14 protein-coding genes are annotated in these 16,279 nt (G+C 48.1%); 7 read left to right on the forward strand and 7 right to left on the reverse strand.

Annotated elements, in window-relative coordinates; all coding sequences use genetic code 11:
• Nucleotides 1–27 precede the first annotated feature (27 nt).
• On the reverse strand, nt 28–339 hold the full coding sequence (gene hspQ / locus B3850_RS00130) for a heat shock protein HspQ (protein ID WP_053953554.1): 312 nt from the start codon (nt 337–339) through the stop codon (nt 28–30).
• A gap of 97 nt (nt 340–436) precedes the next feature.
• On the opposite strand from hspQ, the gene B3850_RS00135 reads away from it, so the two are divergent.
• Entirely contained in the window at nt 437–739 is a 303-nt protein-coding gene (locus B3850_RS00135) for a PilZ domain-containing protein (RefSeq protein ID WP_286874445.1), read from the forward strand.
• A 13-nt stretch (nt 740–752) separates the two neighbouring features.
• Here the strand turns inward: B3850_RS00135 and metG are convergent, their stop codons facing one another.
• Complete coding sequence (gene metG / locus B3850_RS00140) at nt 753–2,789, reverse strand: methionine--tRNA ligase (protein ID WP_286874443.1); 2,037 nt, start codon at nt 2,787–2,789, stop codon at nt 753–755.
• A gap of 108 nt (nt 2,790–2,897) precedes the next feature.
• Here metG and apbC point away from each other — a divergent pair, with 108 nt between their 5' ends.
• Together apbC and dcd are read left to right on the forward strand one after the other, a co-directional pair.
• Entirely contained in the window at nt 2,898–3,881 is a 984-nt protein-coding gene (gene apbC / locus B3850_RS00145) for an iron-sulfur cluster carrier protein ApbC (RefSeq protein WP_286911202.1), read from the forward strand.
• 46 nt (nt 3,882–3,927) lie between these two features.
• Nucleotides 3,928–4,515, forward strand: coding sequence for a dCTP deaminase (gene dcd, locus B3850_RS00150; protein ID WP_053953558.1), 588 nt, complete (start codon nt 3,928–3,930; stop codon nt 4,513–4,515).
• Here the strand turns inward: dcd and B3850_RS00155 are convergent.
• Entirely contained in the window at nt 4,512–5,408 is an 897-nt protein-coding gene (locus B3850_RS00155; RefSeq protein WP_273269103.1) for a gluconeogenesis factor YvcK family protein, read from the reverse strand. The two genes, dcd and B3850_RS00155, sit on opposite strands and share 4 nt — an antisense overlap.
• A 118-nt stretch (nt 5,409–5,526) precedes the next feature.
• On the opposite strand from B3850_RS00155, the gene B3850_RS00160 reads away from it, so the two are divergent.
• The 4 genes from B3850_RS00160 to B3850_RS00175 all read left to right on the forward strand — a co-directional run bounded on the left by B3850_RS00160 (nt 5,527) and on the right by B3850_RS00175 (nt 9,720).
• A complete protein-coding gene (locus B3850_RS00160) occupies nt 5,527–6,960 on the forward strand; it encodes a protein adenylyltransferase SelO (RefSeq protein ID WP_286911203.1) in 1,434 nt (477 codons plus the stop codon).
• Nucleotides 6,961–7,035: 75 nt separating this feature from the next.
• The gene (locus tag B3850_RS00165; RefSeq protein ID WP_273269099.1) at nt 7,036–7,557 is read left to right on the forward strand and encodes a DUF192 domain-containing protein; all 522 of its coding nucleotides are present in this window, start codon (nt 7,036–7,038) and stop codon (nt 7,555–7,557) included.
• A gap of 23 nt (nt 7,558–7,580) precedes the next feature.
• Nucleotides 7,581–9,254 (forward strand): M28 family metallopeptidase, encoded by a 1,674-nt coding sequence (locus B3850_RS00170; protein ID WP_286911204.1) that lies wholly within the window; start codon nt 7,581–7,583, stop codon nt 9,252–9,254.
• Between the two features lie 73 nt (nt 9,255–9,327).
• Complete coding sequence (locus B3850_RS00175; protein WP_286911205.1) at nt 9,328–9,720, forward strand: hypothetical protein; 393 nt, start codon at nt 9,328–9,330, stop codon at nt 9,718–9,720.
• Between the two features lie 79 nt (nt 9,721–9,799).
• Here the strand turns inward: B3850_RS00175 and B3850_RS00180 are convergent, their stop codons facing one another.
• From B3850_RS00180 to B3850_RS00195, 4 genes are all read right to left on the reverse strand, one after another.
• Nucleotides 9,800–12,901: an efflux RND transporter permease subunit gene (locus B3850_RS00180; protein ID WP_286911206.1), complete on the reverse strand. Its 3,102-nt coding sequence runs from the start codon at nt 12,899–12,901 to the stop codon at nt 9,800–9,802.
• An 11-nt stretch (nt 12,902–12,912) separates the two neighbouring features.
• Entirely contained in the window at nt 12,913–14,064 is a 1,152-nt protein-coding gene (locus B3850_RS00185; RefSeq protein ID WP_286911207.1) for an efflux RND transporter periplasmic adaptor subunit, read from the reverse strand.
• A gap of 70 nt (nt 14,065–14,134) precedes the next feature.
• On the reverse strand, nt 14,135–15,151 hold the full coding sequence (locus tag B3850_RS00190; RefSeq protein WP_286874422.1) for a zinc-binding alcohol dehydrogenase family protein: 1,017 nt from the start codon (nt 15,149–15,151) through the stop codon (nt 14,135–14,137).
• 90 nt (nt 15,152–15,241) lie between these two features.
• On the reverse strand, nt 15,242–16,252 hold the full coding sequence (locus tag B3850_RS00195; protein ID WP_286911208.1) for an ArsA family ATPase: 1,011 nt from the start codon (nt 16,250–16,252) through the stop codon (nt 15,242–15,244).
• Between the last annotated feature and the right edge of the window lie 27 nt (nt 16,253–16,279).

Genomic DNA, 16,279 nt, shown 5'->3' on the forward strand with positions numbered 1-16,279 from the left:
TAACCACAGCAGCTCTACGGGGCAACTTTAGTTAAGGTTTTCAGCAAGCTTATATTGACCATGAGACTTGCCACAGAAAACCAAATCAACCATTGGGTGTTGAATTTCCTGCTCAGATAAGTCCATTTCCAGGCTACTTTCGCTAACGTATGTTTGAATAGACGAGTTGTTCACCAGAATATGATACCAGGGCTGATTTTTTGATGGTTTCGTCGTCGCCATTTTGTCATACCAGCTGTCGGACAGGGTAAACTCCGGGTCGGCATCAATAATCACTCCGCGGTATCCATATATTGAATGAGTGACAAGTTGTCCTATTGAAAATTTGGCTTCAACCATGATGACGGTTCCTTGTTATCTAACAATGTTTTTTTATCGGCCAAAGCGTGCTAAAACTGAAGTGACATTTACACTTTAATAACAGTTGGAAAAACGCATGCTTGAGTCGAATGACAATCGAAACTTTATGCGAATGTCGATAAACGCAGACGCCAAGGTGACTTTTGAAAAATCTGGTGAGACACAGTCTTTTAATGCGGTTTGTCTGGATTTAAGTGCAGAAGGGCTGTCGTTGAAAGTACCGGTGGAACTTGAGAAAGGGCAGCAGCTAACAGCGGAAATTGTTTCAGCGAGTGGCGTGCCATCGTTAAAAGCAACCGCTGAAGTCGTTCACAGCCAAAGGCTGGAAGACAACAGCGGCGATTACATACTGGGTTGTCGAATTATCTCAATGGATTAATTTCGACCTCTGGTTACATGACTCGCATGCCCGGTTTTGCACCATCGTGAGGGTTCAGGATATAGATTTCATCCTTCCCGGGGCCCGCGGCTAACACCATACCTTCTGACATGCCGAAGCGCATTTTCCGTGGTGCCAGGTTGGCAACCATCACTGTGTGCTGACCAATCAGCTCTTCAGGCTTATAAGCCGATTTAATGCCCGCAAAAACCTGACGCTGCTCGCCGCCCAGGTCCAGCGTTAACTTAAGTAGCTTGTCTGCACCTTCAACGTGTTCAGCGTTTGCAATGAGTGCCACACGCAGGTCAACTTTGGCAAACTCATCAAACGAAATTTCATCGGCGATAGGCTCTTTCTTTAATTCATCGTTTGCCACTGCCGGCTGCTCTGTCGCTTGTGGTTGCTGCTGTTTAGAATCTTCAATCATGGCGTCAATGTCTTTCATGTCAATGCGCTGCATTAGCGCTTTAAATTTGTTAATTGGGTGGTCAGTTAATGCGGTTTTGTGACTTTCCCAAGTGAAAGTGTCGTTCAGGAAGTGCTGAACGTCTGCAGACAGCTTCGGAAGCACTGGGGTCAGATAGACCATAAGTACACGGAACAGATTAATACCTAATGAGCAAATTTCATGAACTTCCTGCTCGGCACCTTCTTTTTTAATAAGCTGCCAGGGTTCTTTGTCCGCAATGTATTGGTTGGCGCGATCAGCCAGCGCCATTATGTCACGCATGGCTCGAGAAAATTCGCGCTTCTCGTACAGCTCAGCAATGTCTGCTCCCGCTGACTGGAAGTCTTCCAATAATGCTGAGTCAGCCACATTTGAGGACAATTTGCCGTCAAACTTTTTCTGAATAAAGCCGGCGCAACGACTGGCGATATTAATGACTTTACCCACTAAGTCAGAGTTAACACGTTGCGCGAAGTCCGTCAGGTTCAGGTCTAAATCATCAATACGGCTCGTTAGTTTGGCAGCAAAATAATAGCGCAAATACTCCGGGTCTAAGTGATCCAGGTAGGTTCTTGCTTTTATAAAGGTCCCTTTAGACTTAGACATTTTGGTGCCGTTAACGGTAATGAAACCGTGCGCCCATACATTAGTCGGTTGGCGGAAGTCCGCGCCTTTGAGCATGGCTGGCCAGAATAAGCTATGGAAATAGATAATGTCTTTGCCAATAAAGTGATACAGCTCTGCCTCGCTGTTGGCTTGCCAGTAAGTGTCCCAGTCAGCCTTGCCGGTAGTATCGCAATAGTTTTTAAAGCTGCTCATGTAGCCAATTGGCGCATCCAGCCAAACGTAGAAATACTTGTTTTCGGTACCCGGAATTTTAAAGCCAAAATAGGGTGCGTCGCGGGAAATATCCCAACGCTGTAGGCCTTGCTCAAACCATTCATTAAGCTTATTGGCCATTTCATTTTGCAACGAGCCTGAGCGTGTCCAACTTTTCAGCATGTCGCCAAAAGCGGGTAAATCGAAGAAGTAGTGTTCTGACTTACGAAGTTCGGGTTCTGCACCAGAGACAACAGACTTCGGATTCTTTAAGTCTGTAGGGGCGTAAGTTGCGCCACAAACATCGCAGTTGTCGCCGTATTGATCTTCCGCACCGCAGTCAGGGCAGTCCCCTTTAACAAAACGGTCGGGCAGAAACATTTCTTTTTGCGGGTCATACAGCTGCTCGATAACCTCGGTTTTTATATGTCCTGCTTTGTTGAGACGGTTATAAATGGTTTCGGCCAGCTCTTTGTTTTCGTCACTGTGCGTGCTGTAGTAGTGGTCAAAGCCCACTAAAAAGTCGCTGAAGTCCGCTTCGTGTGAGCGCTGCATATCGCCTATCATTTGTTCCGGCGTAATACCCAGCTGCTGAGCTTTTAGCATAATGGGGGTGCCGTGTGCGTCATCGGCGCACATGAAATGGCATTCATGGCCTCTTAGCTTCTGGAAACGTACCCAGATATCGGCCTGAATGTAGCCCAACATGTGGCCTATATGAATAGGTCCGTTAGCGTATGGTAATGCATTGGTCACTAGAATTTTTCGTGCGGATTGGCTCATGCGAAATTATGCTTCCATATTCGTTAATTAATTTAAGTCAAACCCAAAGTTACTGTGACTCATGTTACCATAGGCTATGCTCGATACACAGCTACAACAGGACGTCCAATGGCAAATTTTTTCGACAAAATATTCCCGAACGGCATACCGAATGAGTGGGTAACAGGCTCTGGTAATACGCGAGTGCTGAATGTGCCTTTTGCTGCTGGTGAGCCGCTGTTAAAGTCGTTAAAAGAGCAAGACTCGCTGGCCGGGTTTGACTGGGAAATAAACAGCCAAGTTGAAAAGCTTAAAAACTCGCAGCCCGATTTGCCGTTAACGACCGGTAATGTCATTGTGGTGTCGTCGGGCAAAGGCGGCGTTGGTAAGTCGTCTGTTAGCGTGAATTTGGCGTTAGCACTCAGTCAACTCGGTGCCAAAGTGGGTTTGTTGGATGCGGACATTTACGGACCTTCAATTCCGACAATGTTGGGTAAGGGCAATAAAGAGCCGGAGCTAACCGCAAATAACAAGATGGTCCCCATGGAGCGCCATGGTATTTACGTGCATTCACTGGGTTATTTGGTGGATGAAAAGGACGCCACAATTTGGCGCGGACCAATGGCCAGTGGCGCCTTGCAGCAGCTATACAAAGACACCGCATGGCCTAACTTAGATTATCTAATTGTTGATATGCCTCCGGGTACCGGCGATATTCAATTAACCATGGCGCAGAAACTGCCGGTAACAGGCGCTATTGTGGTAACAACGCCTCAGTCGGTGGCATTGCGAGACGCCGAAAAAGGCATTGCTATGTTTAATAAACTGAACATTCCGATGATAGGCGTGCTGGAAAACATGAGTTATTATCAGTGTCCGAGCTGTGGGCATGAGGATCCTGTATTCGGGCAGGGCGGCGGACTCGCTATCGCCAAGGAAAATAAGCTGCCGGTGCTGGGACAGTGGCCGCTGTCGACAGAGCTACGCGATAGTCTGGATGGTAACGAACCATTGCTGTTAAAACAGCCAGAGCACAAGTTGAGTCAATTAATTCTGGAGTCAGCACAATATGTTGCTGCCAACCTCTATTATCAGCAGAAAAATTCGCTATAGTACGCGCTATAGAAAGGATAATGACAACAGTCACAGGTGAATAAGAATGCGCTTAACCGATACCGAAATAGAACAACATTTAGCGGAAGGAAAAATAGGGGTAACACCGGCGCCTAAGGCGACGGATATTTCAGGTGTTACTCTGGATATTCACCTCGGTAATGAGTTTCGGGTTTTGCAAGACCACGCAGCGCCGTTTATCGACATAAGCGGTTCGCGCGAGGCGATAGAAGCGGCTATTCATGAAGTGATGAGTGATGAAATCAAACTCAAAGATGGTCAGGCGTTTTTCATTCATCCAGGGGAGTTTGCGTTAGCGGTAACTCATGAGTCCATTCAGCTGCCCGCGGATATGGTCGGTTGGCTTGACGGTCGCTCGTCGTTAGCACGTTTAGGGTTAATGGTGCACGTTACCGCTCACCGAATTGATCCGGGCTGGTCCGGGCAAATTGTGCTGGAATTTTATAACAGCGGAAAGTTACCTTTAGCGCTGCGCCCAGGCATGAAAATAGGGGCTATCAGCTTTGAGCCGCTGGGGCAGGAATGTGCGCGACCTTATAACAAGCGCGATGATGCGAAGTATAAAGATCAACACGGCGCCGTTGCCTCACGTATTTCGGCGGACGGCGGTTAAGCGCTCTCGACCAACAGTTGATGTGCAGCTTGCTCTAAGGTTGTTAGCAGGCTGCTGGTATTGTGGCGATAATGAACGTCAGTGTCGCTGGTAAGCCCACCAATAACAGGCACTGGCAGCCCTTTCTCTTTCTTGTTACTCAAAATAAGGTCGACAACTTGTTGGCCCAGTTCGTACTTCATAAACTCCAGCTTTTCTGCCAGTGACAACTCACCAGCAGGGCCATGCTCGTCGACCAGGTTATCAATAAATACGACCTTGGCTCGGGTGCTTTTCAGCGCATCACAAATACCCGGAACCAATAAGGGCGGCATGACAGACGTCATAAAGCTGCCCGGACCTATAAGAATAAGTTGACTGTTCTTAATATGGCGAACGGCCTCAGGAGTTGCTTCGACCTGACCAGAAAGCTCCAGCTTGTGCGGCATGTTGGGCAGTTTGTCGATATGAATTTCACCGTGGCACTGAATGCCGTCGCTGGTGGTTGCGATAAGATCGGTCGGGCATTCCGACATGGGAAGAATACGGTTGTCGACGTTAAGTAAGCGGCTTAGAAGTTGAATGCCATCAAGTGGACGGGCGCTGAGTTGGTCCAGCGTATAAAGCAACAAATTTCCGAAGTTGTGGCCTTTTAATGCTGAATCTGAGTCAAAGCGGTAATTCAAAACTTCAGCCGCTAACGGCTGCTCTACCAGTTGGGACAGGCAGTTTCGGATATCACCCCAGGCGATGCAGTGCTGGGAAGCTCGAAGAAGACCAGTTGCACCGCCGTTATCGGTTGTAGCCACAACACCAACCAGCTTATGCTTCATGAACGACAACGTCGAAAGTACACGACCCAGACCGTGTCCGCCACCAATCGCGGTGATACATCTTAGTGATTGCAGTTGCATGTGGCTCCTTTTTCTGCTAAGGCCGTGCTGTTTGTGTCTTTTAGCGCACCTTAGCCGATTTTTTGTTAGTTATGCAAGCCTCGTCGACTGTGTAACAATAGATGTCGCAGGAGGACGTATGCCACTAATTTTCGATAATCAGTTTGCTAATAAGTTCCCGGAACTTTGTCACGCACAAAAAATACAACCTGATGGTCAGGCAAAATTGCGATGGGTCAATGACGCTTTGTGGAAGTCACTCAGTCATGACTCTCCTCCGAAAGAACTGGCGGACTGGATTGCCGGCAACCGCGACTGGCCGGGTACTGAGCCGGTAGCACAAAAATACGCAGGGCATCAGTTTGGGCATTTTAATCCATACTTAGGTGATGGTCGCGGTTTGTTGGTGGGTCAGGTAAAAACGGCTAACGAGCGTTATGATCTGCACGTAAAAGGTGCGGGGCCAACAGCTTACAGTCGAGGTGGTGATGGTCGTGCGGTGCTGCGCTCGTCTATTCGTGAACTACTAGCCAGTGAGGCGTTTCAGGCACTGGGCATTCCAACGACACGCGCGTTGGCGTTGGTATCGACAGAAGGAAGAATTCAACGGGAAACGATAGAACCCGGAGCAATGCTGGTTCGAGTTGCCCGCACACACATTCGTTTTGGTCATTTTGAACACTGTTTGTACCGAAACTTAGAAGACAGTGCTAAGCGACTTTGGCAGCACAGCATTGAAGAACTCTGGCCTAGTGCGGCGGACAAAACTGTATCTGAACAATTCCGCTATGTCGTTAACGCGACGGCTGAGATGATAGCAAAATGGCAGGCTTACGGTTTTGTGCATGGCGTGATGAATACGGATAACATGAGTCTGGCCGGAGAAACCTTCGACTATGGTCCCTATGCCTTTTTCGACGACTATAAGCCTAACCATATTTTTAATCATACTGATCACGCCGGTCGGTACGGCTTTATGCAACAGCCCGGTGTGGGTTTATGGAACTTAAAACGACTTGCTCATGCGTTGGGTTTATTTGCCGGTGACGCGCCTGTTGATGACGTATTGGACGACTATGAACCGGTGTTAAGGCAAGAATTCCTAAAGGTTATGAAGCAACGGCTTGGGTTAACTCATGTCGATGATGATGATACTTGTTGGTCGCTAATTAGTGGCTGGCTGATGCTTCTGGAAACTTATCAGCTCGATTACAACCTAAGTTACAGGGCGTTGGGCGCGCTGTTCAATAAAAATTCGCAAGCGCTGAATAGCTCGTTAGAAAAGACAGCGACAGAAATAAAAAGTAAGGGACAGAGCTGGTTGAGTGATTACAGCAAGGCAGTTGCCAATAAGCCTGACACGGCAACAATGCAGCAAGTGAATCCGCTGGTGATTTTACGCACTCATCATGCGCAATATGTTATTGAGCAGGCTGAACAGGGCGACGATAAACCGCTGACTGATTATGTCAGCGCACTGATAACACCCTTTGATGAAACCCATAATAATACTCGCTGGGTATTACCACCAGAGCCGAGCCAAGCGCCGGCTGAGCTGTCATGCTCCAGTTAATGAGCATTGCGGTTAGTGCCGGGATAGGACAAAATCGGTCATAACTAAGACTTACTATAAGAAAGGAAGCGGATAATGCGACTAATAAAAGGGTGTTTGCTGGTATCTGCCACTATGCTGTCAATGAGTGCAGCAGCCCAGCAATGGTCTGTGCCGGCACCGCAAGAGTTCGAAAAAACAACGATATGTATGGATGGTGTTGACTCGCCTTTGTCGGTTGAGCTGGCTGATACTCAGCCTCAACAAGCCCGTGGGCTTATGCAGCGAGAGTCACTGGGTGAGTACGAAGGCATGTGGTTTCGCTATAACCATGAGCGCCCTGGGTACAGTGGTTTTTGGATGTATCAGACCTTAATTCCGCTGGATATCGCTTACCTCAATAAACACGGGGAAATTGTTAAGACATTCACGATGCGCCCTTGCCGGAGTACCGATCCGAGCCAGTGTAAAAGCTACTCACCGGGTAAACCTTACTGGAGCGTTTTGGAAGTGAACGCGGGGTTCTTTTCAGAGCATGATGTTCGACTGGGCGATAAAGTGTCTTTAGCGAGCGAGAATGGTTCGTGCATAACGAACAATAAAAACGAACAAAAATAACGATATAACAAAAAGGAGATGAAATGAAATACGCACTAGCAGGCCTAATTGGGCTTACCGTATTAACCGGCTGCGGTCCGGCAAGCGAAGAAGCGAAGCCGACTGAGAAGGCTGCCGCCGATATTAAAGATTCCGCGTTTAACCCAAATTATAAAAACTACTTAAAAACGTTGGCGTCGGACGAATTTGAGGGACGTGCGCCCGCGTCAGAAGGTGGAGAGAAAGCGGTTAGCTTTATTGAAAACCATTTCCGTGAGTGGGGCTTAAAGCCGTATGACGAAGAAAATAACTCATACCGTCAACCGTTGCCTTTGGTGAAGTTAATGCCTTACAAAGTCAGTTCGTTGAGCTTTTCGGGTGAGTCAGCGCCGGAGTCGATGAAGTATCGTACTGAAATGATGGCCTGGACACCGCGCGTTGTTGAAGAAGTTAATCTAACCGACAGCGATGTGGTCTTTGTGGGTTACGGTATCGTGGCGCCAGAATATGACTGGAATGACTACGAAGGTCTGGACGTCGAAGGGAAGACGGTTGTTATGTTCGTCAATGATCCGGGTTACGCAACGGGCGATCCGGAACTTTTCAACGGTAATGCAATGACTTACTACGGCCGTTGGACATACAAATATGAAGAAGCAGCACGTCAGGGTGCAAAAGCGGCATTTGTGATTCACCAAACTGGCCCGGCAGGTTATGGCTGGGGCGTGGTTGCAGGCGGCTCACCGGTACGTTTTGACTTAAAACGTGAAAATAACAATATGGATCGCGCTGCCGTTGAGGGCTGGGTCACAGAAGAGAGCGCCAATGCATTATTTGCTTCTGTCGGCAAAAATGTTGAGCAAATGAAGGAACTTGCCGTATCTGGTGATTTCAAGCCACAGCCATTAGGCATTCAAGCCTCGATGACCATTAATAATAAATACGAATACCTGGACACTAATAATGTCATTGGCTATATCGAAGGCACTAAGTATCCGGAAGAGCACGTTATTTATATGGCTCACCATGACCATTTAGGTATGGATCCGGTACGCGAGGACGACCCTATCTACAATGGGGCTCAAGACAATGCCTCGGGTACTGCAGCCTTGATGGCCATGGCTGAAGAGTTCTCAAAACAACCGCGTCCTGAGCGTTCTATTGTCTTTGCTGCGGTAGGCGCAGAAGAAAGCGGGCTGCTGGGCTCGGCCTGGTATGCCGATAATCCGCTGTTACCTTTGGGTAAAGCTGTTGGCGGAATTAATATGGACGTAATGAATGTCTATGGCCCTATGAAAGACATGGTGGTTGTCGGTTATGGTAATTCAAATATGGATGACTACTTGAAACCTTACGTTGAGGCCCAAGATAGATATATAGCACCTGAGCCAACACCAGAAAAAGGCTTTTTCTACCGTTCAGATCACTTCAATCTGGCGAAGAAAGGTGTACCAATGCTGTATGCAAAAGGCGGTAATGATCACTTTACGAAGGGTCGTGAGTGGGGCGAAGAGCAACGAGCTATTTTCAACCGCGATGCTTACCATAAGCCTGCTGACGAGTTTGATGAAAACTGGGATTTACGAGGCGTACAGCAAGACATGTCGCTATTTTATGCGGTAGGTGAAGAGTTAGCGAACTCTCGCGAGTGGCCTAAATGGGCACCAGGTAATGAGTTTGAAGCTGCCCGTAAAGCGACACAAGATATGCGCAAGTAAAACCTTAGATAACTTGGCTGGAACAGATATTCTGTCTTGTTGTCTTAACTGATAGAGAGTTGTAGGAGTCGTTATGACAGATAAACGAGATAAGCTTTATATACGTTTCAGCCAGGGCGGACAAAGTGCCCGGGGGCGTTCATCCGCTTCCGGGAACTGGTTTACCCGCATTCTTGGCTTATTATTGCTGTTGGTCATTGTTGGTTTGGGGCTGGCTTTTGGCTTGGTTATTGCCGGTATTTTGCTATTACTGATGATACCGGTGCTTTGGCGCCAACGTCATACCATTAAACAAGTATGGCGTATGCGCAAACAAGCGAAACAACATTACCAGAATCAACAACGTCAATATGAACAGCAGGAAAGTTACCGTCAGCAAGCGAACCACAAAGAGAACAGTTCCAATGGCTCAGTCATTGACGGTGAATACGAAGTAAAAGATGAAGACGAAACAACGAAGCGTTAATTAATTTTTTCGTTTCACTTAAAAGAAAACCGGAGCCCTGAAGCTCCGGTTTTTTATGGCTATTTACTATTGCGCCAATTTATTCTTCAGCCTGTTTGGGTGGGAATATCTTTCTCACCACATAGAAGAATAGGGGCACAAAGAATATTGCCAATACTGTACCACCAATCATACCGCCGATAACCCCGGTACCAATAGCGTTACGACTTGCGGCACCCGCACCGTCACTTAAGGCCAATGGCATAACACCAAAGATAAAGGCAAGTGACGTCATCAGAATAGGGCGCAGACGTAGTCTAACCGCTTCCATGGTGGCCTCAAGCAACTCTTTACCTTGTGCTTGCAAGTCTTTGGCAAACTCAACGATGAGTATGGCGTTCCTTGCTGAGACCCCCACGGTCGTTAATAGACCGACCTGGAAGTACACGTCGTTGGAAATACCGCGCAGCATCACCGCAACAACGGCACCCAAAATACCTAACGGCACAACCAGCATGACGGAGAATGGAATAGACCAGCTCTCGTACAGTGCGGCCAGGAACAGGAACACAACCAGAATAGATACGGTATAAAGTATCGGAGCAAAGTTACCAGATTGACGCTCCTGCAATGAAATACCTGTCCACTCAAAACCAATACCCGGCGGCAATTGAGCAATTAAGTTCTCAATTTCTGTCATGGCTTCACCGGTACTGATGCCAGGAGCTGCCTGACCTTGAATTTCCAGTGCGGCAACGCCGTTATAACTCTCCACACGCTGCGGACCATAGGTCCATTCCCAGCTTGAGAAAGAGCTAAAGGGCACCATATCGCCTTGATTATTACGTACGTACCATTCGTTAATATCCTCAGGCAGCATACGGTCGTCAGCTTCACCTTGTAGGTATACTTTTTTGACTCGGCCGCGGTCAATGAAGTCATTAACGTAGGCAGAGCCCCAGGCGGTACTCAGGGTGTCGTTAATACTAGCTATGGTCAGACCTAAGGCTTGTGCTTTTTCAAAGTCGATATCAATACGCAGCTGCGGCGCATCGGGTAAGCCATTAGGGCGAACCTGCACTAGTTTCTCGTTCTGTGATGCCATTCCCAGCAATTGGTTACGGGCTTCAATAAGGCCTGCGTGACCAATGTTGCCACGATCCTGCAGGAACAGGTTGAAACCACTGGAAACACCCAGTTCGGGAATAGGTGGCAGGTTAAAGGCAAAAACCATGGCTTCTTTAATACCCGCAAAGAATCCAAAAGCACGACCAATAACCGCATCGACGCTTTGGCTCTCGTTACGCTCGTCCCAGTCTTTCAGGCGAACGAAGGCGATACCATTGGCTTGACTGCGTCCTGAGAAACTAAAACCAACGACGGAGAATACCGATTGTACTGCGTCTTCCTGGTTCAGGTAGTAGTTTTCTATCTTATCCATAGTCGTAACGGACTGTTCCAGCGTCGAGCCAACCGGAAGCTGCATTTGCGTCAGGAATACACCACGGTCTTCATCGGGCAGGAATGCAGCAGGCAGACGTGTGAATAAGAAAATCAGTACGCCAATAATGCCTAAATAGATAAGCCCGAACCGCACGGTACGACGCAAGATATAATGGATAGAATTGGTATACTTCACCGTCCACTTTTCCAAAGTGCGGTTAAACCAGCCTAACGGGCCCCAGCCGTCGTTTTTGTCGTGCTTCACTGGTTTTAACAATGTTGCACACAGCGCCGGCGAGAAAATAATGGCAACCATGACCGAAAGTCCCATTGAGGTAATGATGGTCAATGAGAATTGTCGGTAAACGGCCCCCGTTGAGCCGGGGAAGAAGGCCATAGGCGCGAATACTGCGGCCATGACGACACCAATGGCTATCAATGCGCCGGTAATTTGCCCCATAGACTTAATAGTGGCTTGTTTAGGAGACAAGCCCTCCTCGGACATAAGCCGCTCAACGTTCTCGACAACAACGATGGCATCATCCACCAGAAGACCTATCGATAACACCATACCGAACATGGTTAGCGTGTTTATCGAAAAGCCAGCCAGAGCCATAACGCCCATAGTACCTAGAATAACCACTGGTATAGCCAGGGTAGGAATAAGTGTCGCCCGCAAGTTCTGCAGGAAGATAAACATGAGCAGGAAAACCAGAATAATGGCCTCGATTAGTACCTGCGCAACCTCTGAAATTGAAATTTTGATAAACGGCGTGGTGTCATAAGCGGTCACCATTTCCATACCGTCAGGGAAAAACTCCTGCAACTCTTCGATGCGCGCATTAACGGCTTCAGCCGTTTCAAGCGCATTGGCACCGGTTTGCAAGTTAATAGCGAGGCCGGTTGCGGGCTTACCGTTATAATTGGCTTCAATCGAGTAGTTCTCAGCACCTTTCTCGACACGCGCAACGTCTTTTAAGCGCACCTGAGAGCCGTCCGGCATAACTTTCAGAGTGATATTTTCAAACTCTGAAACCTCGGATAAGCGTGTTTGAGCAATAATGGTCGCATTCAGTTGTTGACCGTCAATTGCTGGTGTACCACCGAGTTCACCGGCAGCGACCTGAGCGTTCTGTGCACGTATCGACGACTTAAGATCATCCATGGTCATGCCGTAGTTAACCAGCGCTGAAGGGTCAACCCAAATACGCATGGCGTAAGGCGCACCAAACAACTGGACGTTACCAACACCGGTTGTCCGCGCAATAGGGTCCTGAATATTGGAGGCAATGTAGTCACTTAAATCGGTTTGGGTAAAGCGATCATCTTTTGCGACCAGCGCCAAAACCATTAAGAAAGAGCTACTGGACTTACTGACGGTAATTCCCTGTGCCTGTACTTCCTGAGGTAGCTGTGGCGTTGCCTGGGAAAGCTTATTCTGCACCTGTACTTGCGCAATGTCCGGATCTGTACCGGACGCAAATGTCAGGCTGATAGTCGCGTTACCAAAGTTACTTTGCGAAGAGAAGTAGAGCAGGTTGTCGATACCTGTCATATTCTGCTCAATAACTTTGGTTACAGTGTCAGACACGGTTTCCGCGTTTGCGCCAGGGTAGTTAACTCGTATTTCAACTGCCGGTGGCGCAATGGTCGGGTACTGGGCTACCGGTAGCTGAATGGTTGCAATGGCACCTGCCATCATGACCAACAGCGCGATAACCCAGGCAAATATGGGTCGATTAATAAAAAACTTAGCCATTGATGAATCCTTTACTGCTGTTCATTAGAGGCAGAGTTCGAAATTTGGACCGTTGCGCCCGGACGAACTTTCTGAAGGCCTGAGGTGATAACGGTGTCACCCTCTTTAACGCCATCTTTGACTAACCAGTCACTGCCAATGGCTCGCTCGGTAGTTATCATGCGCTGTTCTACCTTGTTGTCGTCGTTGACGATCATGACATAAGGGCGACCTCGCGGATCACGAGTCACCGCTTTTTGCGGCAGTAACAGGGCAGTGTTGATAGTACCTTCACTGACAGCGGCTCTAACGAACATGCCTGGATACAGAGTTTTATCCGGATTAGGGAAAACGGCTCTTAACAAAATAGCGCCGGTATCTTCTTCAACGCTTACCTCTGAAAACAGCAATTCGCCTTGCTGGTCAAAGTCTAAACCGTTCAGTTTTAAACGAACCGGCGCATTGCCCGACTCGTTGGCTTCAATGCGACCGGACTGGATGTCTGCCTGAAGTTGCATGAACTGCTTGCTGGATTGGCTGATATCAACATAAATAGGATCAAGCTGGTTGATAGTCACTAGCGGCTCTTGCTGAGAAGCAGTAACCAAGGCGCCTTCAGTAAAGTTTGAACGACCAATAATGCCGTTAATAGGCGCGTTTACCTTGGTGTACTCGCGGTTTATGCGGGCGTTTTTAAGCTGTGCTTCCGCCAGTGCTACTGCCGCTTTATTCTGAAAGTAAGTCGCTTCGGCACTGTCGAATTCGTCCTGACTGACCGCGTTTTCTTCAATGAGCTCCTTGAAGCGGTTATAGCGAAGTTCTGAGCTGCGTAAAACGGCTTTTGCGCGCTGTACTTCAGCCTCTGCACTGGCTAATTCTGCTTCGTAAGTTGCCGGGTCAATTTGATACAACTGTTGACCTTTCTCGACGAAAGTACCTTCTTCGAACGTTCGTTCTAAAAGTACACCACTGACTTGCGGGCGAACCTCAGCAACGCGAAATGCTGCAGTACGGCCGGGGAGTTCGGTGCTTAGCTCGAGTGCTTCAGGTTTTACCGTTATAACATCGACCTGCGGAGCTTGTTGTTGCTGACCTTGCTGCGGTGCGTCACCACAGCCGGTTAAGACTGTGGTTGCTAAAATGCCCGCTGCGAATAACGGCGCAATTTGAAAGCGCTTTTTCATCAAAATACCTCTAGCTTGTCCATTTTTAAATACCGCAGAATTATACATACATTCATGTATGTTTGTAAAACTATTCCTCGACAGTTAAGACGATTTTGCCAATCGTTTTATGCGTTTCTAACGCCGAATGCGCCTTTCTCAGATTCTCGGCATTCATGGGTCCAAAATTCTGACCCAACGTCGAGCGTACCTGATGGTTGTCGACTAAATTAGCAACGGATTGCAGTAGCTCTTGCTGCTTAATCATATCGTCGGTAGTAAACATTGAGCGGGTATACATGAACTCCCAATGCAGGCTAATGCTTTTTTGTTTCATCAGTCGAATATCGAGAGGTTCGGCCGGGTCGTCAATTAAGCTAAACCGGCCTTGCGGTGCCATAAATGCCATACTTTGTTCGAAGTACTGCTCGCTGTGCGTGAGGCAGGCGACATCAGTTACCTGGCCAATACCAAGGCTCTCAATTTGCTCACCCAATGGTTTGCTGTGATCGATAACATGGTGTGCCCCTAAGGCCTTTACCCATTGCTGAGACTCAGGGCGTGAAGCGGTTGCGATGACGGTAGCATTTGTCAGTTGTACTGCGAGTTGCGTGAGTATTGAACCAACACCGCCGGCACCACCTATAATGAGCAAGTTACGCTTCTCGTGAGGTGAGGGCGCATCAATCTGTAAACGATCAAAGAGCAGTTCCCAGGCCGTGATAGTCGTCAGTGGCATAGCTGCCGCTTGAGTATCATCTAAAGTACTGGGCGCGTGTGAGGCAATGCGGTAATCAACGGCTTGATACTCTGCATTACAGCCGGGGCGTGTTAAATCACCGGCATACCAGACACGGTCACCGGCGCTAAAGCCTTTCACCTTGCTTCCTGTTTCAACCACTTCGCCAACGGCGTCCCAACCAATGACTTTATGACCCGAATCGGGCTCGGCACGCATTCTGATTTTGGTATCCACCGGATTAACCGCAATGGCTTTGACCTTAACTAGTAGGTCATGGTCACCGGCAGTGGGTTTGTCAATTTCGATATCTTCCAAAGACTTAGGGTCATCAATGGGAAGAGAGCGTTGGTATCCGACAGCGCGCATCGTCTACTCCTTATTTCGGACGTTAAATGTTTTATATATACGCAGTTTAGGTCAAAACGATGACTCTGCGATGAAAGAAATTAGAAAGGATTAGGCAGAGAAGCCACTTTTTTCCAGCTCTTGGGCAAATGCTGAAAGGGCATCGACACCTTGAATATCTTCTTCTTGCAGATAAAGCCTGAAGTTTGGCCACTGAGCAAAGGTCTGCTCAATAGTCTCTAGATAGGCTCGCTCTTGTTCTTTGCGCTTCGCCAGAAAACCACCATCTGCTGACTCAGGTAAGATACGATTCACGACCACCCCTGAAACTGGCAGCTTTTCTTCAGTGAGAGACTGTAATGCACGTTGAGTTTCGTTAATGGGCAAACGCTCAGGCGTTAGCACGAATAAAATGCCGGTATAGTTCGGGTCTTGTAACAGTCGGCGAGTACGTTGAAAAAGACGCTGCCGATTGAGTAACTGTTCGGTAATAGCTTTGGTTTTATCTGACATGCCATCGCTGGCGTTGTCAGACGGATCCGCCATAGGGTTATTAATATCCTTACCGGCTTTAGGTGATAAGTGTTCCAAGACACTATCGAATTCCTCGGAGCGTTTTTGCGAACGCAGCATTCCTTGTGTCCAGGCTGCCATCGCTTCAGGGAGCGATAATAAACGCAATGTATGGCCGGTCGGTGCAGTATCAAATACGAGCAAATCGTAGTCTTTCTCGGCTTGGTCGATAATTTTGCAAATGCGTTCAAGCATAGCTGCTTCCTGCGCACCTGGTGACTGCTGTGTCAGTCGCATTTGCCGTTCAATTTCAGGAAATAGGTCGGGGTTGGTAAAACGCTTCATTTGCGAGCTAACACGAGCAACGTGCTCTTTCACTTCTTTGTCGGGATCAATCTCCATAACCGTGAGGTTGTCAGAAACGTGGTGTAAACGATCGCCAATATCCATATTGAAGACATCGGACAGGCTGTGAGCCGGGTCAGTGGATACCAGTAGCACCTTTTTGCCGTTCTTGGCAGCTAACATGGAAAGCGCGGACGAGACTGTTGTCTTGCCAACACCACCTTTACCGCCAACAAGTAAGATTTTTTTACTGGATAACTGCATACAACGGGCTCTTTAGTGGAGAGTGAA

The sequence above is a fragment of the Idiomarina sp. UBA4520 genome, from assembly GCF_002388365.1.
Taxonomy (GTDB): domain Bacteria; phylum Pseudomonadota; class Gammaproteobacteria; order Enterobacterales; family Alteromonadaceae; genus Idiomarina; species Idiomarina zobellii.

What these genes read in the sequence shown, in the direction of transcription:
- hspQ (WP_053953554.1), bottom strand. Translation starts at nt 339, where the DNA reads ATGGTTGAAGCCAAATTTTCAATAGGACAACTTGTCACTCATTCAATA.
- B3850_RS00135 (WP_286874445.1), top strand. Translation starts at nt 437, where the DNA reads ATGCTTGAGTCGAATGACAATCGAAACTTTATGCGAATGTCGATAAAC.
- metG (WP_286874443.1), bottom strand. Translation starts at nt 2,789, where the DNA reads ATGAGCCAATCCGCACGAAAAATTCTAGTGACCAATGCATTACCATAC.
- apbC (WP_286911202.1), top strand. Translation starts at nt 2,898, where the DNA reads ATGGCAAATTTTTTCGACAAAATATTCCCGAACGGCATACCGAATGAG.
- dcd (WP_053953558.1), top strand. Translation starts at nt 3,928, where the DNA reads ATGCGCTTAACCGATACCGAAATAGAACAACATTTAGCGGAAGGAAAA.
- B3850_RS00155 (WP_273269103.1), bottom strand. Translation starts at nt 5,408, where the DNA reads ATGCAACTGCAATCACTAAGATGTATCACCGCGATTGGTGGCGGACAC.
- B3850_RS00160 (WP_286911203.1), top strand. Translation starts at nt 5,527, where the DNA reads ATGCCACTAATTTTCGATAATCAGTTTGCTAATAAGTTCCCGGAACTT.
- B3850_RS00165 (WP_273269099.1), top strand. Translation starts at nt 7,036, where the DNA reads ATGCGACTAATAAAAGGGTGTTTGCTGGTATCTGCCACTATGCTGTCA.
- B3850_RS00170 (WP_286911204.1), top strand. Translation starts at nt 7,581, where the DNA reads ATGAAATACGCACTAGCAGGCCTAATTGGGCTTACCGTATTAACCGGC.
- B3850_RS00175 (WP_286911205.1), top strand. Translation starts at nt 9,328, where the DNA reads ATGACAGATAAACGAGATAAGCTTTATATACGTTTCAGCCAGGGCGGA.
- B3850_RS00180 (WP_286911206.1), bottom strand. Translation starts at nt 12,901, where the DNA reads ATGGCTAAGTTTTTTATTAATCGACCCATATTTGCCTGGGTTATCGCG.
- B3850_RS00185 (WP_286911207.1), bottom strand. Translation starts at nt 14,064, where the DNA reads ATGAAAAAGCGCTTTCAAATTGCGCCGTTATTCGCAGCGGGCATTTTA.
- B3850_RS00190 (WP_286874422.1), bottom strand. Translation starts at nt 15,151, where the DNA reads ATGCGCGCTGTCGGATACCAACGCTCTCTTCCCATTGATGACCCTAAG.
- B3850_RS00195 (WP_286911208.1), bottom strand. Translation starts at nt 16,252, where the DNA reads ATGCAGTTATCCAGTAAAAAAATCTTACTTGTTGGCGGTAAAGGTGGT.